General features: G+C 30.4%; 21 protein-coding genes. 19 read left to right on the forward strand and 2 right to left on the reverse strand.

Annotation, left to right across the window (positions count from 1 at the left end; translation table 11 throughout):
* Positions 1-46: 46 nt before the first annotated feature.
* Entirely contained in the window at positions 47-1,984 is a 1,938-nt protein-coding gene (locus BW723_RS09635; RefSeq protein ID WP_068359419.1) for a sialate O-acetylesterase, read from the reverse strand.
* A gap of 608 nt (positions 1,985-2,592) precedes the next feature.
* Between BW723_RS09635 and BW723_RS17805 the strand changes: the two genes are divergently transcribed.
* Positions 2,593-2,712, forward strand: coding sequence for an HU family DNA-binding protein (locus tag BW723_RS17805; protein ID WP_237150082.1), 120 nt, complete (start codon positions 2,593-2,595; stop codon positions 2,710-2,712).
* Positions 2,713-3,441: 729 nt separating this feature from the next.
* Here the strand turns inward: BW723_RS17805 and BW723_RS09640 are convergent.
* Positions 3,442-4,359 (reverse strand): phosphatase PAP2 family protein, encoded by a 918-nt coding sequence (locus BW723_RS09640; RefSeq protein ID WP_076686372.1) that lies wholly within the window; start codon positions 4,357-4,359, stop codon positions 3,442-3,444.
* 130 nt (positions 4,360-4,489) lie between these two features.
* On the opposite strand from BW723_RS09640, the gene BW723_RS09645 reads away from it, so the two are divergent.
* The 18 genes from BW723_RS09645 (at position 4,490) to BW723_RS09730 (ending at position 24,269) form a co-directional block, all read left to right on the forward strand.
* Positions 4,490-5,767 (forward strand): nucleotide sugar dehydrogenase, encoded by a 1,278-nt coding sequence (locus tag BW723_RS09645; RefSeq protein WP_068359423.1) that lies wholly within the window; start codon positions 4,490-4,492, stop codon positions 5,765-5,767.
* 506 nt (positions 5,768-6,273) lie between these two features.
* Positions 6,274-7,206: a Gfo/Idh/MocA family oxidoreductase gene (locus tag BW723_RS09650; RefSeq protein ID WP_068359425.1), complete on the forward strand. Its 933-nt coding sequence runs from the start codon at positions 6,274-6,276 to the stop codon at positions 7,204-7,206.
* Positions 7,207-7,254: 48 nt separating this feature from the next.
* The gene (locus tag BW723_RS09655; protein WP_068359427.1) at positions 7,255-7,680 is read left to right on the forward strand and encodes an adenylyltransferase/cytidyltransferase family protein; all 426 of its coding nucleotides are present in this window, start codon (positions 7,255-7,257) and stop codon (positions 7,678-7,680) included.
* 47 nt (positions 7,681-7,727) lie between these two features.
* Complete coding sequence (locus BW723_RS09660) at positions 7,728-8,162, forward strand: adenylyltransferase/cytidyltransferase family protein (RefSeq protein WP_068359429.1); 435 nt, start codon at positions 7,728-7,730, stop codon at positions 8,160-8,162.
* Positions 8,163-8,170: 8 nt separating this feature from the next.
* Positions 8,171-9,121: a GDP-L-fucose synthase family protein gene (locus BW723_RS09665; RefSeq protein WP_068359431.1), complete on the forward strand. Its 951-nt coding sequence runs from the start codon at positions 8,171-8,173 to the stop codon at positions 9,119-9,121.
* 87 nt (positions 9,122-9,208) lie between these two features.
* Entirely contained in the window at positions 9,209-10,336 is a 1,128-nt protein-coding gene (gmd, locus tag BW723_RS09670; protein ID WP_068359558.1) for a GDP-mannose 4,6-dehydratase, read from the forward strand.
* Positions 10,337-10,393: 57 nt separating this feature from the next.
* Complete coding sequence (locus BW723_RS09675; RefSeq protein WP_068359437.1) at positions 10,394-11,809, forward strand: UDP-glucose 6-dehydrogenase; 1,416 nt, start codon at positions 10,394-10,396, stop codon at positions 11,807-11,809.
* Between the two features lie 51 nt (positions 11,810-11,860).
* Positions 11,861-12,796: a UDP-glucuronic acid decarboxylase family protein gene (locus BW723_RS09680; protein WP_068359439.1), complete on the forward strand. Its 936-nt coding sequence runs from the start codon at positions 11,861-11,863 to the stop codon at positions 12,794-12,796.
* Positions 12,797-13,116: 320 nt separating this feature from the next.
* Positions 13,117-14,274, forward strand: coding sequence for an acylneuraminate cytidylyltransferase (locus BW723_RS09685; protein ID WP_068359560.1), 1,158 nt, complete (start codon positions 13,117-13,119; stop codon positions 14,272-14,274).
* 38 nt (positions 14,275-14,312) lie between these two features.
* Complete coding sequence (locus BW723_RS09690; RefSeq protein WP_068359441.1) at positions 14,313-15,176, forward strand: N-acetylneuraminate synthase family protein; 864 nt, start codon at positions 14,313-14,315, stop codon at positions 15,174-15,176.
* A gap of 124 nt (positions 15,177-15,300) precedes the next feature.
* Positions 15,301-15,699, forward strand: a complete 399-nt coding sequence (locus tag BW723_RS09695) for an HAD-IIIC family phosphatase (protein ID WP_068359443.1) — start codon at positions 15,301-15,303, stop codon at positions 15,697-15,699.
* Positions 15,696-17,243: a hypothetical protein gene (locus tag BW723_RS09700; protein WP_068359447.1), complete on the forward strand. Its 1,548-nt coding sequence runs from the start codon at positions 15,696-15,698 to the stop codon at positions 17,241-17,243. Before BW723_RS09695 ends, BW723_RS09700 begins: the two co-directional genes overlap by 4 nt.
* Positions 17,244-17,245: 2 nt before the next feature.
* Positions 17,246-17,989: a glycosyltransferase family 2 protein gene (locus tag BW723_RS09705; RefSeq protein ID WP_068359449.1), complete on the forward strand. Its 744-nt coding sequence runs from the start codon at positions 17,246-17,248 to the stop codon at positions 17,987-17,989.
* Between the two features lie 71 nt (positions 17,990-18,060).
* Positions 18,061-19,500 carry an oligosaccharide flippase family protein gene (locus tag BW723_RS09710; protein ID WP_068359451.1) on the forward strand — a complete coding sequence of 480 codons (1,440 nt, stop codon included), beginning with the start codon at positions 18,061-18,063 and terminating at the stop codon, positions 19,498-19,500.
* Positions 19,493-20,626: a WavE lipopolysaccharide synthesis family protein gene (locus tag BW723_RS09715; protein ID WP_068359453.1), complete on the forward strand. Its 1,134-nt coding sequence runs from the start codon at positions 19,493-19,495 to the stop codon at positions 20,624-20,626. Before BW723_RS09710 ends, BW723_RS09715 begins: the two co-directional genes overlap by 8 nt.
* Complete coding sequence (locus BW723_RS09720) at positions 20,626-21,861, forward strand: hypothetical protein (RefSeq protein ID WP_068359455.1); 1,236 nt, start codon at positions 20,626-20,628, stop codon at positions 21,859-21,861. The genes BW723_RS09715 and BW723_RS09720 overlap by 1 nt, the downstream gene beginning before the upstream one ends.
* 145 nt (positions 21,862-22,006) lie before the next feature.
* Positions 22,007-23,050 carry a glycosyltransferase family 4 protein gene (locus tag BW723_RS09725; protein ID WP_068359562.1) on the forward strand — a complete coding sequence of 348 codons (1,044 nt, stop codon included), beginning with the start codon at positions 22,007-22,009 and terminating at the stop codon, positions 23,048-23,050.
* A gap of 67 nt (positions 23,051-23,117) precedes the next feature.
* Positions 23,118-24,269 carry a polysialyltransferase family glycosyltransferase gene (locus BW723_RS09730; protein WP_068359457.1) on the forward strand — a complete coding sequence of 384 codons (1,152 nt, stop codon included), beginning with the start codon at positions 23,118-23,120 and terminating at the stop codon, positions 24,267-24,269.
* The last annotated feature ends 49 nt before the right edge of the window (positions 24,270-24,318 follow it).

Here is a 24,318-nt window from a genome sequence, read left to right on the forward strand (position 1 = left end):
ATTTGTGAAGGATTTTTTGTTTTTATTATTCTTTTTGAATGTGAGCTTAATTTACAGTGTATTTATTGTTTAAAGTAATTGTTTTCCAATTGTCAGTTCTAAAAGGTGCAGCTGGAAAATTTTCTTTGTTATATAGGTTGCATTCGCCTGCGTCATCGCTCCATCCATAATGTACCGCTTTTGGGTTAGGTATATTTTTATTATATACCACTACTTTACCATTTTCGATATATGCTTTTGCAAAATGAAAAACCTTATCTTCTCCTGCTATTTCAAACCCTTTTAAATATCCGTATTTATCTGTAGTAGTTAATCCGTCTCCTATGCCATCAAAAGTTAAAATAATCTTATCTCCTTTAATTTCCATAGATCTATAAGTAGGACTATTGTAGGGTTTGTTAAGAACAATTGCAGCTAAACGTTTTCCTACATCTTGTTTGTTTTTTGGATGAATATCAGTTGGGTTTCCAATATCTGTGGTTACAACCATTTCTGTATTTTTAACAGTCTTATTTGTGAAATCTTGAGCTTCTCTTAATTCTGCCCATTGACTGCCTTTATTGCTGTTTCCGTTAGCTTCGTTAAAAGAAGATAACTGCACAAAATAGAAAGGAAAATCACCTTGATTCCATTTGTTTCTCCAATCTTGTATCAATAAAGGAAATGCAGTTTTATATTGATGCGCTCTACTTGCATTAGATTCTCCTTGATACCATAATACACCATGAATTGCGTATGAAGTTAAAGGGTTAATCATTGCGTTGTATAATACTGAAGGGTATTTATTTGGCGAAACTTTAGAATTTAAAACGCTTACAACTTTATATTTCCACTTGCCAGATAATTCTATAGTATTGTTTTTTAAAGTTAGTTTTAAGTCAGACTTTTCTCCCCATATTCCACCACCATTTTGGTAATCGGTTATTTTTATAGCAATCGTATTAACACCTTCTTTTAAAATGTTTTTATTTATTTTATAGCGTCTTTTTTTGTTGTAACTATTTGTAGTTCCAACTTCAACACCATTTACATATGTAATATCTTGGTCGTCGATTTTTGCCAATTCTAAGAGAGCTTCATTTTCAGTGTCTTCTTTAGAAATTAGTATAGATTTTCTCATCCAAACAGTTCCGTCTAAATCTCCTAATTCTTGGGTTTCCCAAAACTCTGGTGCGTTTATTTCTGGCCAATTACTATCATTAAATGCTTTTTTCTTAAAAAAATCTTCTTGCAAATTGTCAACCTTACTCCCTTGAATTTTTTCAATTCTATTCGTTAATATTTTTATTTTATTTTCTTGAGGAATATTAATGTCTACAGTGGGTATCTTTTCAGCAATACCTATAAATTCATCGCTTGATTCAAAAGCTTCTTTACTAATCCAAGTTTCAATACAAGTTCCGCTCCATGAAGTATTAATAATACCGATAGGAATACCTAATTCTTTATGCAGTTTTTTAGCAAAAAAATAACCTACAGCAGTAAACTCTGCTAATGTGTTGTGGTTTGTAAGTTTCCATTGGGTGGATTTTATTTTTTCTTTAGGGATGTGATTCATATCGTTATTAACCAAAAATTGACGAATTAAAGGGTAGTCTGAATCTTTTAATTCTTCAGTAAAATTAAGTGCTCGGTTTACTGTAAAACCCATATTAGATTGCCCGCTACAAATCCATACATCTCCTATTAATACATCACTTAAAACAATTGTATTTTTACCTTTAATAGTCATGTTAAAAGGGCCGCCAGCTTTTTCAGCTTTTAGTTCAGCTGTCCATTTGCCAAATTTATTGGCTTTAGTTTTTGTTTTTTTATCCTTAAAAAGTATGCTTATGGTTTCATTAGGTTCTGCCCATCCCCAAACTGTTATGGGTTTATTTCTCTGTAAAACCATTCCATCAGAAAATAACATAGGTAATTCTACATTTGCGTGCAGGAAAGTACTGAAAAGTAGTAAAATGATTGAGAAGTGTTTTTTATTCATATAGTTTTAAGTTAAGTGAGTTCGTTTTTCTATCAAGTGTATTAGCAACGTAATTCATCGCTATATTATTGTAAATAATTATGTGTAATTATGCTAATTGTTGTTTAATATAAAAATTCATAAAAAAAACAAACTATTTTTTTGCTTTAGTTATTGTTTAAATTGGTTTGGTATCTACAAAATATCACCTAAAAGGTTTTGATATTAATCTAGAAAGCGATGCAGAATAAAAAAAAGAAACTGATACCACTAGAAGTAAGAGAAACCTCATTGGATGAGGTGTTTTTTATTAATGATTATTATGGGAATAATATAAATCTGGCATTATTGGTGTATATAATTAATCAGGCAGAAATACACTGATTTCAAAAAGAAGACAATTGGCTTGCTATTACTGTAATGTTATAAGAAGCAGCTATTGATTTGTAGAATGTTGGGGTAGCTTTTGTTTTGTGTAAATACACTCACAAAGTTTTTGATATTGTACAAGGTGAATTAGATTTTCAAGCATTTATATTGGTGATGTTAAAGTAAAAGCGATAAAGTATAAAGTTGTTATAAGAGTAGGTTTTTTAGGAGCTTTTCAAATTGGTGTGCGTTCGGTAGGCGTGGCAACTCCAGAAGAAGTTACTGTTAACTTGGTAAAGAAGTCTCATATTAACTTTAGGCCAGATAAACGTTTGCGCAAGATGTTGCAAAATGTTGAGTTTACGCATAGTGAGTCGTAATTAAATGTAATGGGGAATTTAGCAATAGTTAAATTCTCCATTTTTTTTTACTTTTTTTAGTAAATTTACTAAAAACTCGCCCTATTGAGTTTTTAAAAGAAACGATACTTTTCATTAAAAGTATCGTTTCTTTTTACTAAAAGTATCTAGTGAGTTGCTTAAAACTTAAGATACTTTTAAAAAACCGCTACTTTCTTTTTTTTAAGCCCCTGTTATTATTTTTTTTTCACTGATTTTTACAGCAAAAAAACCTCGTTCAGTGCTCTTTTTACAGTAAACTTAGTTTTAAACCTACTTTTTTATCGAAATATTCACTTTTTACTGACAAAAATGTAATTAAAAACATTTATGACATAACATTTTTTTGAGTGGTTTTTAAGAAATATGATGTCTAGTCAGGTGTTTTTTCTGTAGAAGATATTCATTTATAAAACAAAAAAATGTCTTCAATCGTACCTCTTTTGCAATGACACATAGAGTTCTAGCTTAATCGTTATTTCAAGGCATGAAGCAGAATTAGTTTTGGGTGTTCTAAATCATAAAGAATTGTAAATTAATAGACTGTGTAATAATAACGCTTTTTTGCTATGGGGATTTACTCTTCGTTGTCTGTTCGAGTGAAATTTCTTTTTCTGAAATTTTGTATCGAGAACTAGTATTAACTCTAAAATTGCTCTTTTACTTATTTGAGTTTTATACGCTGAGGTCTATAAATAAAAAACTACGTATTTAAAAAGTGCCTACAATTTTAAGTCCTGTAAACTCTGAAGAGAATTTAGGAATATAATTCAAAGAGATTCTACGATTTTTATTTTTTTCTAAAATACCTCTGGCTTTCCAGCTGCTTCTAACAATAGAGCGACCAATTAAAGTTCCTATAATACCACCAACAACCATATCACTTACCCAGTGTTGATGTCCTTTTACGTTGGAAAAGAAAACGGCGGTCATTAAGCTATAAGGCACCCAGTAATTATCAAACTCCATTTGTAAAACTTTTGCTAATGCAAAATAGGTAGTTACATGTAATGAGGGCATTCCAGTTGCTTTAGGGTCAGAAAGTAAAATTGCATTTTCTCTCCCGTTGAAGAAATCCCAGTTGTTATTGGTAAACGGATATCCCTTGGTGTTGGTGTTCAAAGGAAATTCAGGTCTGTTTCTTCCAAAAACTGTTTTCAAAGTAACTTGAGTAATTAAGGTAGAATACGCAATTGCTTTAAATGCATTTACGCCTACAAATTGTCCTTTTTCATTGTTTGTAATTAATGATCCTAAATAGATGCCAATAATAGGATACGTTAAATATGTATTTTCTGTATTGTTTATCCACATATTTTTTGAATTTCTTAGAAAATGTGGTGTTAAGTTGGGTAATCTGTAATCGATATTTTTTTCAATGTTTTGAAAGGCTTTGGTGGTGATTTTATCCGTGGCAATTAATCCTAAAACACCCGCTGCATAATAGCCCGTTTTTTTCCAATCATCAGAGAATTCTTTGCCCAAATACACAAAATCATTTGGGATGGTATTAAAACTTGTCTTAAAAACATGACCAGCTGTTTGAAAATGATTTTTTGCTTTTTGCTGATTTTGAGAAGAGACCATTATGGTGAAAAGCAGAAGAAAATACGTAGTAAATAATTTCATAAGTTTGGTTGTTTAAGTGGAGTAAAATTACAAATTTTGTGAAAACAGTAGAAATTTATTTTTGGTTTATTTTTTAATGCTCTAAAAATTCCTTTTTTGTAACTTTGCTTTGCTAAATGCGGTTTGATGTATGAGTGCAATTAAAATAGGAATTATAGGATTGGGATATGTGGGGTTGCCTTTGGCAAGACTTTTTGCAACCCAATATGCGGTGGTTGGCTTTGATATTAAGGAATCTCGAGTTTTAGAACTCACGAATGGTATGGATACTACAAACGAAGTAGAGCATCAGCTGTTAAGCGAAGTTCTAGTTCATAAAACCTCTCAACAAAAAGGACTTTTTGTTACTAGTAATGGAAATTTTTTAAAAGACTGCACGTATTATATTGTAACCGTACCTACTTCTGTAGATAAAAACAATCAGCCCGTTCTAAAACCGCTTTTGTCGGCAAGTAAAACCATTGCAAAATATTTAGAGAAAGAAGATATTGTTATCTATGAATCTACCGTCTATCCAGGGGCAACTGAAGAAGATTGCATCCCTGTTTTAGAAAGATTTTCTGGCTTGGTTTTCAATACAGATTTTTTTGTAGGTTATTCACCAGAAAGAATAAGTCCTGGAGATAAAGTAAGAACTGTAGAAAGTATATTAAAAGTTACTTCTGGTTCCACTCCTGCAACTGCTGAAAAAGTAGATCAATTATATAAATCCGTCTTAAAAAACGGTACCCATTTAGCGCCCTCTATTAAGGTAGCCGAAGCTGCAAAAATTATTGAAAACTGTCAGAGAGACATCAACATTGCTTTTGTTAATGAATTGGCAAAGATTTTTAGTTTGATGAATATCAATACCAGTGATGTTTTAGAGGCAGCTGCTACAAAATGGAACTTTCTGCCTTTTAAACCTGGTTTAGTGGGGGGGCATTGTATTGGCGTAGATCCTTTTTATTTGGCACAAAAAGCACAGCAGTATGGGTATTATCCAGAAATTATACTTTCGGGTAGAAGACTGAATGATAGTATGGGTGGACATATCGCATCAGAAGTCATTAAGTTAATGATTAATAAAGAAGTAAAAATTAAAGGAGCCAAGGTTTTAATTTTAGGGATTACTTTTAAAGAAAACTGTCCAGATATCCGAAATACAAAGGTGGTCGATTTATATCATGCTCTAAAAAGTTACGGAGTAGATATTGATCTTTACGACCCTTGGGCAAAAAAAGAGGAGGTTTTTGCTGAATATCAAATCAATCTATTAGAAGAATTCACTGAGCATAAATATGGAGCGATTGTTTTGGCAGTGGCACATCATAGTTTTAAAGAAATAAATATTAGTGAATTACAAAGAAGTAAATCTGTAATTTACGATATTAAAAATTTTTTAGTACATAAAGATAAGAGTTTGTAGAAGTTTTTGAGTTATGGGTTGGGAGTTGAGTTGGGAGTTAGGAATAGAGAAAATAGACTTGAGATAAGAGATTAGAAAGAGGACAGAGGCAAGAGTCAGGAATCAGGAAAACTGTTGACTGTATAAGGAGAAACGAACAACGAATAACGAATAACGAATCAGGAATCAAGAATAAAGAGAATAGAAAAAAGAAAATAGACTTAGAGTTGTGAAAATCGTTTGTCGTTCATCGCAATTGAGAAAATGAGTCACAAAACAATAGCTATGAGTCAGGAGCCAATAGACAGGAGCTAAGAAACACGACTCACGACAGAAGAGTAAAGAATAAAGAGAATAGAACTAAGAGTTGTGAAAAAAACGTCGGACGTCTACCGTTTATCACGATTGGGGAATGATTAATAAATTAAGAGCCAAAGGCCAAAAGCTAAAAGCCAATAGCCAGTAGCCAATAATCACGAACAACGAACTACGGAAAACGAACAACCAACAAACACCAAACAGTAATTATGAAAAACTTTGCATTATTAGGAGCTGCAGGTTATATCGCGCCAAGACATTTAAAAGCGATAAAAGAAACCAATAATACTTTAATTGCAGCGTTAGATAAATTTGATAGTGTGGGGGTTATGGATAGTTATTTTCCGAATGCTGATTTCTTTGTAGAGTTTGAACGTTTTGATCGTCATATCGAAAAATTAAAAAGAAACGGAACACATTTAGATTACGTATCTATTTGTACGCCTAATTATTTGCATGATTCACATATTCGTATGGCGTTAAGAAGAGGGGCAGATGCTATTTGTGAAAAACCTTTGGTGTTAAATCCTTGGAATATAGATGCTCTAAAAGATATTGAGAAAGAATCAGGTCAGAAAATAAATACCATTTTACAACTAAGATTACATCCCAGTATTATTGCTTTAAAAAATAAAGTAGATGCTGCTAGTACCAATAAAAAGTATGATGTAGACCTTACCTATATTACCTCTAGAGGTCGTTGGTATGATATTTCATGGAAAGGAGATGAAAGTAAATCTGGGGGTATTGCTACCAATATTGGAGTGCATTTTTACGATATGTTGTCTTGGATATTTGGAGAAGTTCAAGAAAATATTGTACATTTAAGGACAAAAGATAAAGCATCTGGCTATCTGGAGTTTGAAAAAGCAAGAGTGCGCTGGTTTTTATCGATAGATGAGCAATCTTTGCCTAACTCAGTGAGAAAGAAAGGGCAAAGAACCTATCGATCCATTACGGTAAATGGCAAAGAAATAGAATTTAGTGCAGGCTTTACGGATTTGCATAACATCAGTTATACCGAAATCATAAAAGGTAACGGTTTCGGATTGCTTGATTCTGAAGATTCTATAAAAATAGTACACGATATTAGGAATTTAACAATTCTTAAAAAAGGGGAAAAACATCCATTTTGTAGTTAAATAAATAAGTATATATTTGTCTCATTAAAATACATAAAAAACGTAACAATGAAAAAGAAAGCGATTATCGTTTCAGGTTATTTTAATCCAATCCACAAAGGGCATTTAGAATACTTCAATAATGCCAAGTCTTTAGCAGATGAATTGTTTGTGATTGTAAACAGCGATTTGCAAAGAAGCCTAAAAGGTTCTAAAGAATTTCAAAAAGAAGACGAGCGATTAATCATTGTTAGCAATATCAAAGCTGTAGACAATGCCATCATTTCAATAGATCAAGACAGAACCGTATGTGCAAGTATTACCCACTTAGTCAAAGAATATGGTGATGATTATGATTTTGCCTTTGCCAATGGCGGAGACCAAAACAACAATTCCATACCCGAAGTACCTACTTGTAAAGAATTGGGTGTTGCCTTAATCGATGGCTTGGGCGATAAAATACAATCCTCTTCTTGGTTGTTAAAAGGCAAGTAGTAATCACCTTATAGCAAAGATCAAACAAAAAACATCAAACAAAAAATATGAAAATAGGTATTACTTTTAGTGCATTCGATTTGTTTCATGCGGGGCACGTAAAAATGCTAGAAGATGCAAAACAAGTATGCGATTATTTAATCTGCGGTTTACAAACCGATCCTACCTTAGACCGTCCCGAAAAAAATAGACCCATCCAGTCTGTGGTAGAACGCTACATTCAGTTAAAAGGCTGTAAGTATGTCGATGAAATTGTACCTTATGCTACGGAACAAGATTTAGAAGACGTGTTGCGTTCTTTTAAAATCGATGTACGTATTGTAGGAGATGAGTATATGAATAAGCAATTTACAGGGCGGGAGTACTGTGAGAAATCAGGTATTGAATTGTTTTACAACAAAAGAGAACATCGTTTTTCGAGCAGTGGTCTAAGAAAAGAAGTGCAAGAAAAAGAAAATTTAAAGGATACTAAGAAGAAATAGTTCAATTTATGAACAAAGATTCAAAAATTTATATCGCAGGGCACAGAGGTATGGTAGGGTCTGCGGTGTGGAGAGTTCTAGAAAAAAAAAGGTATAGCAACCTGATTGGGAGAACTAGTAGCGAGTTAGATTTAAAAAATCAACAACAGGTTTACGATTTTCTAGAAAAAGAACAGCCGGATGCCATTATCGATGCCGCCGCTAGAGTAGGGGGTATTTTGGCAAATAATGATTTTCCCTATCAGTTTTTGATGGAGAATATGCAAATCCAGAATAGCTTAATCGATGGGGCATTAAAAATAGGTATCGAAAAATTTATTTTTTTAGGGAGTTCATGTATTTATCCAAAGCTTGCACCTCAACCGCTAAAAGAAGAATATTTATTAACCGACAGTTTAGAGCCTACTAACGAATGGTATGCATTAGCTAAAATTACTGGAGTAAAACTTTGTCAAGCCATTCGTAAGCAATACAATAAAGATTATGTGAGTTTAATGCCAACAAATTTATACGGTTATTTTGATAATTTCGATTTAAAAACATCCCATGTTTTGCCAGCTATGATTCGTAAATTTCACGAAGCAAAAATAAACGGGAATGCAGCGGTTACCTTATGGGGAACTGGCACACCAATGCGTGAGTTTTTATTTGTAGACGATATGGCTGAAGCGGTGGTGTATGCTCTAGAAAATCAATTGCCGGAATATTTGTATAACGTAGGGGCAGGTAAAGATATTGCTATTAAGGAATTGGCAGCAACCATTCAGAAAGTAACAGGTCATCAAGGAGATATTATTTGGGATTCAGAAAAACCAGATGGTACTCCTAGAAAGCTAATGGATGTGTCTAAAATGACAACAATAGGTTGGCAATATAGAACGGAATTGGATGAAGGAATTGTGAAGACTTATAATTGGTTCTTAAAAAATATTGAAGCTGTAAAAGAAGTTAAAATGTAGTATTAGTTAGTGGTTTTGCTTTATTGTTTTAATGATAATCCAATAGCAAAATCTAATAGCAAAAAACAAATAACCCACAAAAAAAGCATGAAAGTAGCGTTAATCACTGGAATCACAGGACAAGATGGTTCTTATTTAGCGGAGTTCTTATTAGAAAAAGGTTATGAAGTACATGGTATTAAAAGAAGATCGTCTTTGTTCAATACCGATCGTATCGATCATTTGTATCAAGATCCTCATGATCCCAATCAGCGCTTGAAATTGCATTATGGAGATTTAACCGATTCTATGAATTTAACTCGTATCATCCAAGAATGTCAGCCTGATGAAATTTACAACTTAGGTGCGATGTCGCACGTAAAGGTATCTTTTGAGATGCCCGAGTATGTTGGGAATGTAGATGGCTTAGGTACATTAAGAATCTTGGAAGCTGTTCGTATTTTAGGTTTAGAAAATAAAACAAGAATTTATCAAGCTTCTACTTCAGAATTGTTTGGTGGGGTACCAGAAAATAAAAATGAGAGGGGTTTTTATGATGAAAACTCTCCTTTATATCCACGTTCTCCTTATGGTGTGGCTAAAATATATGGTTTTTGGATTACTAAAAATTATCGTGAGGCTTATAATATGTTTGCATGTAATGGTCTATTGTTTAATCATGAATCACCAAGAAGAGGTGAAACTTTTGTAACTCGTAAAATTACGAGGGCTGTTGCTAAAATTGCGCTTGGCTTGCAAGAAAAAGTCTACCTTGGTAATTTAGAAGCCAAACGAGATTGGGGACATGCCAAAGATTATGTTCGTATGATGTGGATGATTTTACAGGCAGAAAAGGCTGAAGATTGGGTGATTGCTACAGGAGTAACCACTATCGTGCGTGATTTTGTGAAAATGGCATTTTCTGAAGTAGGGATTGAATTGGAGTTTAAAGGAGTAGGTGTGGATGAAAAAGCATATGTTACGGCTTGTCATCATAAAGATTTTCAAGTAGCCATAGGAAAAGAAGTTTTATCTATAGATCCGACTTACTTTAGACCTACAGAGGTAGATTTATTATTAGGAGACCCTACCAAGGCCAAAGAAAAATTAGGGTGGGTGCCAGAGTATGATTTGGCAGGTTTGGTAAAGGATATGATGGATGGAGATGTTGCCTTAATGAAAAAAGATGTCGATTTGTTAAAAGCCGGTCATGAAATTTTAAAGCAAGTAGAATAATTTACTGACTTTACAAAATAGAAATAGATTCAATTAAAAAAAAACACACCTTATAAAATGAAAAAAATTAAAAATATTTGCTGCTTAGGAGCAGGTTACGTAGGTGGACCTACTATGTCTGTAATCGCATTAAAGTGTCCCGATATTAAAGTTACTGTAGTTGACTTGAACGCTGATCGTATTGACGCTTGGAATGATGATAATTTGGAGAATTTACCCGTATATGAACCTGGACTAGCTGAGGTGGTAGAACAAGCAAGAGGTAAAAACTTGTTTTTCTCTACAGATGTAGATGGCGCTATTGCTGCAGCCGATATGATATTCATAGCTGTAAATACGCCCACCAAAACATACGGTGAAGGAAAAGGTATGGCTGCCGATTTAAAATTTGTAGAATTATGTGCGCGTCAAATTGCTAGTGTAGCTACAAACGATAAAATCATTGTAGAAAAATCAACTTTACCGGTACGTACTGCAGAAACCTTACAAACTATTTTAGATAGCAATGGAAATGGAGTCAACTTTGAAGTACTGTCCAATCCTGAGTTCTTAGCAGAAGGAACCGCAATTGAAGATTTATTTGAGGCCGACCGTGTCTTAATCGGAGGAAAACAAACACCTAGCGGTCAAGAGGCCATTCAAGCATTGGTAGATGTCTATGCACATTGGTTAAGCCCTAGTCAAATTTTAACGACAAATGTATGGTCTTCGGAGTTGTCTAAACTTACTGCTAATGCATTTTTGGCACAACGTATTTCATCTATTAATGCTTTATCGGCCTTATGTGAGGTAACTGAAGCAGATGTTGATGAAGTGGCACATGCTATTGGTACCGACAGTAGAATTGGTCCTAAGTTTTTAAAAGCATCTGTTGGTTTTGGAGGTTCATGTTTTCAAAAAGACATTTTAAACTTGGTGTATTTGTGTCGTTATTTCAACTTGCCAGAAGTTGCCAATTATTGGGAACAGGTCATTATTATGAACGACCATCAAAAATACCGTTTTGCTAAAAATATTATCAGCACTTTATTTAATACAGTAAATGGTAAGAAAATTGCGTTTTTAGGTTGGGCCTTTAAAAAAGACACCAATGATACGAGAGAGTCTGCCGCTATATATGTAGCAGAATACTTAATAGAAGATGGTGCAGAAATTCATGTATATGATCCTAAAGTATCAGCTACTAAAGTAAGAGCCGATTTAAGTTATTTATGGGAACTCAAAGGGCTTACAGAAGATAAAATTACAAAGAAATTAGCACAGGTATTTGTGTATGATGACCCTATGGCAGCAACTCATAATTCTCATGCCATCGCCATATTAACAGAATGGGATGAATTTAAAACCTACGATTGGAAAAGCATTTACGAAAACATGTATAAGCCAGCCTTTGTATTTGACGGACGTAATATTTTGGATGCAACGGTTATGAAAAGTATTGGTTTTCAATTCAAAGGAATTGGGAAAGGTTAGTAGAAAAAGTTAATCCATCATTTTAGGTAATTAGAGATAAAAAGCAAGAATATGAAACGAATTTTAATAACAGGTGGTGCTGGTTTTGTGGGGTCACATTTATGTGAGCGCTTATTAAACGAAGGTAATGAAGTATTGTGTTTAGATAATTACTTTACAGGAGCCAAAAAAAACATCAACAAGTTACGCAGTAACCCGAATTTTGAAATGATTCGTCATGACATTACAGCACCCTATTTTGCAGAAGTAGATGAAATTTATAATTTGGCTTGTCCTGCTTCTCCTGTGCATTATCAATACAACCCAATCAAAACTATTAAAACTTCGGTAATGGGTGCGATCAATACTTTGGGCTTGGCAAAACGTGTGGGCGCCAAAATATTGCAAGCCAGTACCAGTGAAGTGTATGGAGATCCAGCAGTACATCCTCAAAAAGAATCTTATTGGGGTAATGTAAACCCGATTGGAATTCGTTCCTGTTATGACGAGGGCAAGCGTTGTGCCGAAACCCTATTTATGGATTATCATATTCAGAATAAAGTGGCGATTAAAATTATACGTATTTTTAATACCTACGGCCCGAATATGAATCCTGCAGACGGAAGAGTGGTGTCTAATTTTATCATGCAAGCTTTAAGAGGAGAAGATATTACCATATTTGGAGATGGAACGCAAACGCGTTCTTTTCAATATGTAGATGATTTGGTAGAAGGGATGGTTAGAATGATGGCATCAGACTCTACTTTTTTAGGGCCTGTAAATTTAGGGAATCCGAATGAGTTTACTATGTTAGAATTGGCCAAAGAAGTCATTCGTTTAACCAACTCCAATTCAAAAATTATACATATGCCTTTACCCAAAGACGACCCAAAACAACGTCAGCCCGATATTAGTTTAGCTAAAGAAAAGTTAGGGGGCTGGGAACCTTCTATACAGTTAGAAGAGGGCTTGAAAAAAACAATTGCTTATTTTGAGGGATTCATTTAAAACTCAAACTGAACAATGACTAATCAAATAAATATGAAAGCTTCATTAATCACAGGGCAAGATGGTTATTATTTAGCGGAGTGTAGAATACGACTTATCGCTTGGGTAAAAGATGCGATGCATGGAGATGTTGCGCATATGTAAAAGAATGCTGACTTACTTAATAGAGGGACATAAGATTTTAATGTAAATAGAATAAAATAATTAATTATAAAGATTAAGATTTTCTTAATTCAAATTTAGCGAATTTCAATTGTCTTAATTTTTAGATGTATTGAAATTTAAGTAACAAGAAATTAAATATGAGTAATTCAAAAAAAATGAAATCAGTGGCCATAATCCCATTAAGGGCTGGTTCGAAAGGCATTCCTGGTAAAAACAAAAAGAGAATACTAGGAAGACCTATGTATCAATGGTGTTTATCCGAAGCTATTTTTTCAAATCTAGATGAAGTTTATGTTTTTACAGATGATTTGGAAATTATTGATCAAGTTAACAAGGAATATCAATGGTCAAATAAGGTTAAAACAATATTAAGATCAGACGAGAATGCTTCTGATACTTCAAGTACAGAGGATGCTATGGTTGAGTTTTCTGAAAAAATTGATTGGAACTACACACACATTTGTTTGTTACAAGCTACTTCACCATTAACAACTGCTACTGACATAAATAATGTTATTGCAAAATTTAGCAATCCAGAGGTTGATGCTGCATTAACTGTAGTGAATACAAAAAGATTTATCTGGGATAAAAACGCCAATAGTATTAACTATAATTATTCTAAAAGACCTAGAAGACAGGATTTTGAAGGGTTAAGAATAGAAAATGGTGCAGTATATGTATGTACCAAGAAACAATTTCAAACTTCTAAAAATAGGTTGGGAGGTAAGATTGAAATTGTAGAAATGAATGAAGATACACTAACAGAGATTGACGAAGTTAGTGATTTAATTATAATGGAAAAGTTACTTCTCAATAGATTGAGCGTATTTAAAAAAGAGTTAAATAAAATTAAACTATTAGTGTTAGATGTTGATGGTGTTTTTACACCTGGAACAGTAGGGGTTTCGAATGATGGAGAGTTATTTAAAACATTTTCATTAAGAGATGGAATGGGATTAGATTTATTACAAAAGAGTGGCGTAAAAGTTATTGTAATGACTTCGGAAAACTCTAAAATTGTTGCTTCAAGGATGGGGAAATTGAATCTAGAACTTTTTATGGGAGTAAAAGATAAATATTCTAGATTAAATCACTATTTAAACGAAACAAAAATAAATAGAAATGAAGTGGCATATGTTGGCGATGATGTTAATGACCTTGTAAATATTTGTTCAGTTGGTTGGAGTTTTACGCCATTTAACGCCATTGCTAAGGTTAAAGAACATTCTGATATTAACCTTATAAATCAAGGTGGAGATAAAGCCATCAGAGAAGTTAGTGATTTTATAATAAATTATAATTGTAGATTCTAAATAATATTAAACATTAATAATAATTAAATAATAAAAAGATGAAAAAAGCAAATGTCATTGCAGAAATTGGTTGTAACCACAAAGGAGATATTGAAATTGCAAAGGAATTAATTAAAGTCGCAAAAATATTTTGCAATGCAGATGTTGTGAAATTTCAAAAAAGAAACAACAAAGAATTATTAACAGAGGAACAATATAATGCGCCCCACCCAAATCCCGTAAATTCCTATGGAGACACCTATGGTGCGCACAGAGAATTTTTAGAATTTTCTTTAGAACAAAATAGGGAGTTAAAAGAATATTGTGAAGATTTAGGAATAATATGGTCAACTTCAACATGGGATTTAACATCTGCTAAAGAAATAGCTTCTTTAAAACCTAAGTTAATTAAAATACCTTCGGCTTGTAACAATAATTACGAGATGCTAGGTTGGTTATGTGAAAATTATGAAGGAGAAATTCATTGTTCAACAGGTATGACCACAAAAGATGAAATTGAAGAGTTAGTTTCATTTTTTGAAAGTAAAGGTAAAAACAAAGATCTAGTATTATACAATTGTACTTCAGGTTATCCTGTTCCTTTTGAAGATGTTTGTTTATTAGACATTACGTTATTAATTGAGAAATATGGAAAAAGAGTAAAAGAAATTGGATTTTCAGGTCATCATTTAGGTATTGCTGTTGATATTGCTGCTTATACATTAGGGGCAACTTGGGTAGAAAGACACTATACATTAGATAGAACTTGGAAAGGTACTGATCATTCAGCTTCTTTGGAGCCTGCTGGTTTAAGAAAACTTGTAAGAGACTTAAGAGCTGTTGAACAAGCATTAACATTTAAACAATCTGATATATTAGATATTGAAGCTGTTCAAAGAGAAAAATTGAAAAATAAGAAATAACAAAATAAAAGAATCAGATTAGTATAATTTGGTTCTTTTATATAAACTTAATTTAGTTTTTAATTACATAATGTAGTACCTCAATTTTTCAGAGGGTTAAGATTTTTAATAAATAAAAAAATATATGGAACTTAATAAAAGATTAATTGTAGATCTTGATGATACCATCTCTATAACAACAGAGGGAGATTACTTTAATAGTAAACCAATTAAAGATACTATTGATGCATTAAATAAGTACAAAGAAGAAGGTTTTGAGATCGTTATTAATACAAGTCGAAATATGAGAACTTATAAAGGTAACATTGGTAAAATAAGTATTTTTACCCTGCCAAATATTATTGATTGGCTTAAGAAACATCAAGTACCATTTGATGAGGTACGTATTGGAAAACCATGGTGTGGGTTTAAAGGATTTTATATTGATGATAAAGCAATACGACCATCCGAATTTCATAAATATTCATATGAAGAAATTCAAGAATTATTAGCTGAAGAGAAAAAATATATCCGTTTAAAATGATTTTGATAAACTCAGCAGCATATGTAAGTACAGGGTTAAATGCTGAATTCGGAAAGCTCCCCCCTTGTATGTTACCTTTGCAAAATAGAAGATTGTACTTTCATCAACTAAAGTTATTTAGTAAAGAGGAAGAAATTGTTTTATCCTTACCTAAGTGCTATACTTTGTCAGAATATGATAAAACTTATTTGGAGGAACATAATGTTGGGATTGTATTTGTACCTAAGGATTTAAGTTTAGGAGAATCTATCATTTATACACTTAACGTACTTGCTCGTTTCGATGAGCCTTTAACAATTTTACATGGTGATACATTAATAGATAAAGCACCTGAAGGAATCGACTTATGTGGTATTGCCAATGCTGAAGATGATTATAATTGGAGTTACTATGAAGATTTAGATGGTAGTTATGTCTATGCAGGGTATTTTGCATTTGCTTCTCAGCCGTTGTTAATTAGAGCAATTTTGGAGCACGATTTTTCCTTTATAGATGGTGTTAAGACATATAATCAATCAAATAAATTAAAACACATAAAAGTTAGTAATTGGTTGGATTTTGGTATGGTTAATTCTTATTACCGCTCCAAATCACAGATGACAACACAGCGCGTTTTTAATGATTTGAGAATAAATTCACATTCAGTTGTTAAATATAGCTCTGATAAAAATAAAATATTAGCAGAAGCAAATTGGTTTAAAACGATTCCTAAAGAGTTAAAACATTTTATTCCAGCTTTATGGGAGAGTGGTGTAACAAATGATGCAAAGGGGTTTTATGAGATTGAGTATTTTTATTTGAGTTCATTAGCTGATCTTTTTGTTTTTGGTAAGAATCCTGAGTTCGTATGGAAAATTATATTAAAAGCATGCAAAGAATTTATTGATACAAATGCTAAATATACTCCTGATAATAAGGTGGAAATTGCAAAAAATAGCTTGTTACTTTATGGTAATAAAACAAGATTACGCTTAACAAGATATTGTAAAGAATGGGATATTGATATGGATCATACATGGTGTATAAACGGTAAGGAGGTTCCTTCTCTAAATAACATTGTAGAAGAAATTTCGAATGAGTTATCCTTACCAAATCCCGATAACATTCATATACTGCACGGAGATTTCGGGTTTAGTAATATTTTGTATGATTTCAAATCTCAATCAATTAAAGTAATAGATCCTAGAGGAGTTGATATGGAAGGTAAATATTCTATATATGGTGATATTAGATATGATGTCGCTAAATTGGCCCACTCTGTAATAGGTATGTATGATTTTATTATAGGTGGTAATTACCATATTAATATTCCTGATGATTATTCAATGAATTTACATTTTCCTTTGGAAGAAAATATTAAGAATGTACAGTTGTATTTTAGAACAATGAAGTTTGCCGGACAAACTTTAGAACAATTGAAAGTATATCCAATATTAGTACATTTATTTCTTTCAATGTTACCATTACATGCAGATAACCCATCTCGTCAAAAAGCGATGCTTTCAAATGCTTTACGTCTATTTGTTGAATATAAAAACTACTAAAAATGACAATAATTATCCCAATGGCGGGACTTAGTTCTCGTTTTACAAAAGCAGGGTATACTTTACCTAAATATATGTTGTATGCCGGAGATAAAAGTTTATTTAATATTTCGGTCAATAGCTTTAAGAATTACTTTGATAGCGTAAATTTTGTTTTTATTGCTAGAAAATTATTTGATACTGAAGTTTTTATCAAAAAAGAATGCACTCTTTTGGGAATAAAAAAATATCAAACAGTAATGTTAGATCACCCTACAAATGGACAAGCTGAAACTGTAATGTTGGGTATAAAAAATGCTAATTTAGATCAGGATGAATCCATTTTAATATTTAACATAGATACTTTTCGGCCTAATTATAGTTATCCAAAAGATATATTAAATTGGGATGGCTACTTAGAAGTATTTAAAGGTCAGGGAGCAAATTGGTCATATGCTAAAACAATAAGTTCAGATTCTACCGTTGTTATTGAAACCGCTGAAAAAGTTGAAATTTCAGATAATTGTTCTACTGGTTTATATTATTTTAAATCAGTATCATCATTCTTAGATATATATAATAATATACAAACTGATTCATTTAGACATCATAAGGAATTGTATATAGCTCCTTTATATAATAGCTTGATTAAAAAGGGAGCAGAAGTGCATATCCACGTTATTGAGAGAAAAGATGTCATATTTTGCGGAGTTCCTGAAGAATACTTAGATTTTATTAATAAAAAACAGTATATCTCACTGTTATAATTTTATAAATACGTCTTATGTTTTAGAAATGTTAATTCACATAATATAAAGTACTGAGCATTAAACTTAATATGATAAAATCAAAACTAGGAGGATTCCTTAAAAATAAACAAGGTTTTCTTAGAAACTTTTCGATACTAACTTTTGCTAGTCTATTTGCAGTAGCGGTAAATTTACTTGTAAATATTTATTTAACAAGAGCAGTAAGTACAGAAATATATGGTGCATATGGTGTAGTTTTATCTGTAGTTAACATTTTACTTGTAATGTCATCGTTAGGTCTACGGCATATTGTCATTATAAATATTGCGAGAAATCAAACGGATTCTAAATTTCATTTTGAAAATGCAATGATTCTTAGAGTTTTAGGTTACTTTATAATTGCAATACTATATTTTGGATATTCTCTTATAATCAACAATTACTCTCTATATTTTAATTTGCTAATTCTTGTATATTTATTACTGCTAAGTATCTGGGATGGCATTCAAAATTTGGCCTTTGGTATGGAAAGGATGGAGTTTACTGGATATTTAAATGCTGGAGGTTATTTTCTTATCCTAATGCTTTTAATTATAGTTCCTAGCAAGGATATTACAGTAGAAACAATACTTATTATATTAATACTCGTACAGGTAATAAAGAATGCTTTTTATTATAAAATATGTACAAAAATAAACTTACTAACTTATGTAAATAATAAAACTTTAATAGATAAAGAGTATTTGATTCAATTATTTAGAAAAAGTTTTCCATATTATATTATGGCTTTTTTGACACTATTTACATCTCAAGTCCCAATCCTATTCTTAGAAAAAAATTCGAATCTTTCTGAGGTTGCTTATTTGAATGCAGCAAATAAACTGATGATACCTATTTCTTTAATTTTATCGACAGCTTTGACCGCTTTATTTCCAAATCTAGCAAAAAGTTATTTAAAGGATAAAATAAAGTTCATGAAAAACATTAGTAATGCTCTCATTTTTATTTTAATCTTTGGTAGCATAGGTTGTTTACTAATAAATTTATTTAGGGAAGAGATTGTTGAAATTGTTTTTGGAGATAATTACACTAATACGGGGGTTATACTTATGACTCAAGCTTGGTTTGTCTTATTTAATACTATTTTCGGTTTAATCGGTTTGGTTCTTGGAGCTACAGATAACCAAAAGCTTTTAGCAAAGTTATCTATTTGTTATGCTTTAGTAAATACGCCAATTCTATGGTATGGTTCTTATTTTGGAGCTAAATATGTATCTTATGCTTATTTAATAGGAGGTATAATAAACATGGCTTACCATTATTATTTTTTCTTAAAAGTTTTACCGAAAAAAATAGATAGTAAAATTACCTTATACTTTTTTGCTACTTTATTTGGAGGTATATTTTTGTCAATAATTATGCCCGTTAATCTAAATTTAGTATTTAGGGTATTAATGGCACTTTTTTTAATATTAATCCTCGGGGTATTTATCAAAAAGAAATTTATAAAAAATAGAACATATGAATAAATATTTTTTCAATTCTTTAAAAAAAGTAATTAGTAAGTTTTCCTTTTACAGTTTTAAGTTATTGAACAGTAATCATCAAATCAGCTTTTTTAGTAGTATTATTAAAGGACTTGAAAGATCTTCAAATTCATATGTTACATATTACGAAAGACCTGTTATCCCAAGTAATTTAAATAATATTACTATAGATCCTGTCAATGAGAAACTTGCCATAGTAATACAGGGACCCATTAAAAAAGATAATCATTTTACTTTTGAAACAGTTAAATGGTACCAAAATATTTTTCCTAATTCTAGAATAGTTGTTTCTACTTGGAAAGACGAAGACATAAAGGAAGTTAAGTTATTAAAAAGTTTAGGAATAGAAGTACTTTTAAATAATAAGCCAGAAATATCAGGTATGGGAAATATGAATTTTCAGGTAAAAAGTACACTTGAAGGTATAAAGTGGGCTGAACAAATTGGTTGCGAATATGTTATTAAGACTAGAACAGATCAGAGAATTTACAAAGAGAATTTATTTCAATATTTACTATCACTTCAATTATGCTTTCCTGTAGATAAAATTTATTCAACTTTAAACCAACAAGAAAGAATAATTATGTTTGAAGGTAATGTTCCAGGAAACATGTTTATTCCATTTCATTTTTGCGACTTTTTTTATTTTGGAAAATTAAAAGATATACTCAGTTATTTTAGTAAACAATGGGATGATACTACTAATTGGTTAAATAACTCTGAAAGAGGCCAGCAAATGAGGGGATTTAAAGAAAGTAATGTTTCAGTTTCTAAAGCTCATTCAATTGCAGCTCCTGAAGTTATTTTAAATAGAAATTATTTAAAGAATAATGGAATTAGTACAGATATATTTTCACTTGAAGATTCTTGGGCTTATGCAAAATCACACTTGATAACAATTGGTTGGGAAGACTTAGGGCTTTTTTGGTATAAATATGATAAAAATTATAATGAAAGTTACTTAAGAAATACACAAAGAAATGACGAAAAAACAAATATTTATAAATATACATGGAGCTTTGTAAACTGGATGGCTGTTTATGGAAAACAGCTTAAACCGACTGAGGAAATGAAAAACTATTGTAAGAAAGGTTTAAATGATGTTTAATGAAAAAATTTTATAGCCCTAAAACTAATTCAATAATTATATTAGTATTTTTTGTTTTAATGGAAAATATCTTTTACTTGATAGATAAAGATACTTTCCAAATTTTACCTGGTATTTCCTATTTAGATACCTATTTAATATTTTTCTTATACTTTTGTTTTAGAAGTATTAAAGCCATTAATAAAAACATCAAATACCGTTTTGGTTGGTTAGTATTTGGTTTATTAATCTTTATAATAATAAGTGCCATTAAAGCTAATTTAAATTCAGGACAAAGTATTCTTCTAGGTATTGGATCGCAACGAGATTACTTTTTTATATTATTGAGTTATTACCCAATTAACACTTTATTTAAAAGGAATAAAATCAATATAAAAACTCTAAAAAAAGGTTTTTTATTTATCGGGGTTTTGGCAGGATTAATCTATTTTTTTCAACAAGTTGTTTATGAGCAGATTATATTTGTGTTTGTTCATTCAAATTATAGATATGGTTCTATTAGGTTGTATTTTGATAGTGCATTAATTCTAATATCACTGTTTATTGCTCTTGATTATTTATTTAAAAAATGGAAAATGAAATATTTGGTTGTTATAATAATTGGCTTCTTATATGAACTTTTTGTTTCTAAAGGAAGACTTGAGTTATTGGCGGTTATTACAACTATATTTATAGCGTATAACTTACGTTCTCTTTCTTTTAATACAAGGATTTTTGGTGCTTTTTTTATTTCTATTTTGATGTATTTTTTTATTAATAGTATTTATTTTGATGCTTTTTTTGATAATGGTGGTAGTGTTGTTAATAACACAACGGAAATAAGAAATAAAGGAAGATCGTTGTATTTACTAGGATTATTATCATCAATTACAAATTTTATTTTTGGGTGGGGTTACCCACATATTTCAAATGCCAAAGCAATGCAAGCATCAGGAGCTGATAAAAATATGTTTCTTGTAGATAATGGATTATTTGGATTTTTCTTTGTTTATGGAGCCTTAGGTTTATCTCTTATTCTATCTGTTTATTATAAGTTGCTAAAATTCTCAATAAAGATTAGGAAAAAAGTTAATGATCAGTTTCATCTATATTTAGTTATATTTATAATATTTCTTTCTTATAATATCATTTTTTGGTGGTGGAAGCCAGCTTGGACCTTATTATTAGTTATATTAATGTCATATGTAGAGTTGATGTATGAAAGATACGCAATAAATAAAAATAGAATAATGTAAAAAATATCTGTACTTATCAAATTTTATGTATTTTATGCTGTTTTTTACCTTTAAAGATGGTGCAGAATTTATATAAGATACATCTCTATAGGTAAGTATATTTATTACTAAATTTTAGATTAATCAGTTGAAATAATTAATGTTAATGATTAAACATATTGTACATATAAATTTCTCGATTACGGTTGGTGGCATAGATACTATGTTGGTTGATATTCTTAATGAGCAATGTAAAATTGCAAGAACAACACTTGTAATTATTAATGATAAGATAGATGATACAGTTTTAAAAACTCTAAATCCTGAAGTTAGAGTTATTAAAATTAATAGAAAAGAAGGAGCTAAAGATGTATTAAAAATCTTTAAACTTAATATGATTTTATTTAAGTTAAACCCAAGCATTATACATTGTCATAATTCAAACGTTGTAAACTTTTTAGTTTTTAAAAAATGTCCTATTGTTTTAACAGTACATGATATTAATTATAGTACAAAATCGTATCATAAATACACGCACATATTCGCTATTTCTAAAGCGGTTAAAAGAGATATTGAAAAAAATGGCAACTTTCCAGTTTCAGTAATATATAATGGTGTTAATGAACAATTAATTAGAAGAAAAACAGAACAAAACAATAAAGAAGAATTTAAGCTGGTTATTGTAAGTAGGTTAGAACATGTTAAAAAAGGACAAGACTTAGCATTAAAAGCAATTAAAAACCTTAGTAGTAACTATAAAGTAAGATTAGATTTAATAGGTAATGGTAATTCTTTAGCGTATTTAAAAAACTTAACATTAGAATTAGGGTTAAATGATAAAGTAAATTTTCTAGGAGTAAAATCTAGAAATTATATTCATGAAAATTTAAAAAACTACGATTTGTTGATACAACCTTCTAGGTATGAAGGGTTTGGATTGACGATTGTAGAGGCTATGTTTGCTAAAATACCGGTACTTGCCTCTGATATTGATGGACCTAGTGAAATTTTAAATAAAGGTGAATTTGGTTTTTGTTTTAAAAGTAATAATTTAGAAGATTTAATTCTTAAATTAGATGCAATTATTTTTAATTATACCTCTTTTTATAATAAGTCTGTAAATAAAGCTTATTTAAGAGCAAAAGAAGAATTTTCAATTTCTAGCACATCTAAAAATTATATTAATTATTACAAAAAAATACTAAAATAGTATAACATATATTTTAAATTTATTGTACTAAAATGTATAATATCTTATAAAAAATATTAAATATTATATGAAGAAGAAAGAAACAATTATATTTTTTTTTAAAGAGTACAGATTTTCAGAACAATACTTTGGTAATTTGATAGATAAATTAAAAGAGTCATATGTGATAATAATTTTGCACACTTCCTCTTTAGAAAAGTCTAAATTAAATTTGAACACTAAATATCAAAACTACGATATTAGTTTTTGGTCTAGTTCTAGAATTAAAAAATTTTTATTAAGATTAGATTTGGTTCAAATTTTTATAACTAATATAAGGTCATTGTTGGATATAAACATGATTTGCTTGTGTAACCAGATTTCAGTTAAGATTGTTTATATAGAACATGGGTTAACTCTAAAAAAAATAAGTCAGTTCAAGAAGTCAAATAAATTACATACGGTTAAGAAGTACATACACTATTTTAAGAACTTTATCTTCAATATTTCTATTTTACCATATAAACTCGACGTAGTTAAGAATAGTTATTTTGCTTTTTTTAAAGCAAATTATAAAAATTTAAGATTAGATAAAGCACTACTTTATTCTGAAAAAAGCTATGAAGTTTTAAATAATCATTTTCAGTTAGCTAATACAAAAGTTTTATATAGTGGATACCCAATTGTAGAAACAACTGATGGTTTTGAGAAGCTAGAAGAAATTAAATCAAAAAAACAAATTTTACTAATACACCAACCTTTAATTCATGATAAATTTTCTACATTATCAGTTATTGAAGAAATTGAAATTTATAATAAGATTAATGATATTTGTTCTATGTACAAGTATGAATTTGTTCTGAAATTACATCCAAGGACAAGTGTTGATTTATATTCCAAGGATTTCAGAGGAATTATAGCAAATAAAGAGAATAAAATTGAAGAATTAATTGCAGAAAGTGAAATGGTTATAGGTTATTTTAGTACAGCACTTTTAACAGTTTTAAAACTACAAAAGAACTTATTAATATTTAATCAAGAAAATATACTTACAGATGAAATTAATGTTTTTAAAACACAGAATAATTCATTTGATACTGTAAAGCAATTTGAATCATTATTTTTAAGATTAAATAAAAATGAGATTGTACTTAAACAAATTGATTTAGATATTATTTCGGGCATTAACAATTCCCATGAAGATAGGTATATTAAAACATTAAAATTATTAAATAACTAAAAATGAAATTTTTTTTAGCATTTTATTATCTTGTAATTTCAAAATTACC

This window comes from Polaribacter reichenbachii (genome assembly GCF_001975665.1).
Lineage (GTDB): Bacteria > Bacteroidota > Bacteroidia > Flavobacteriales > Flavobacteriaceae > Polaribacter > Polaribacter reichenbachii.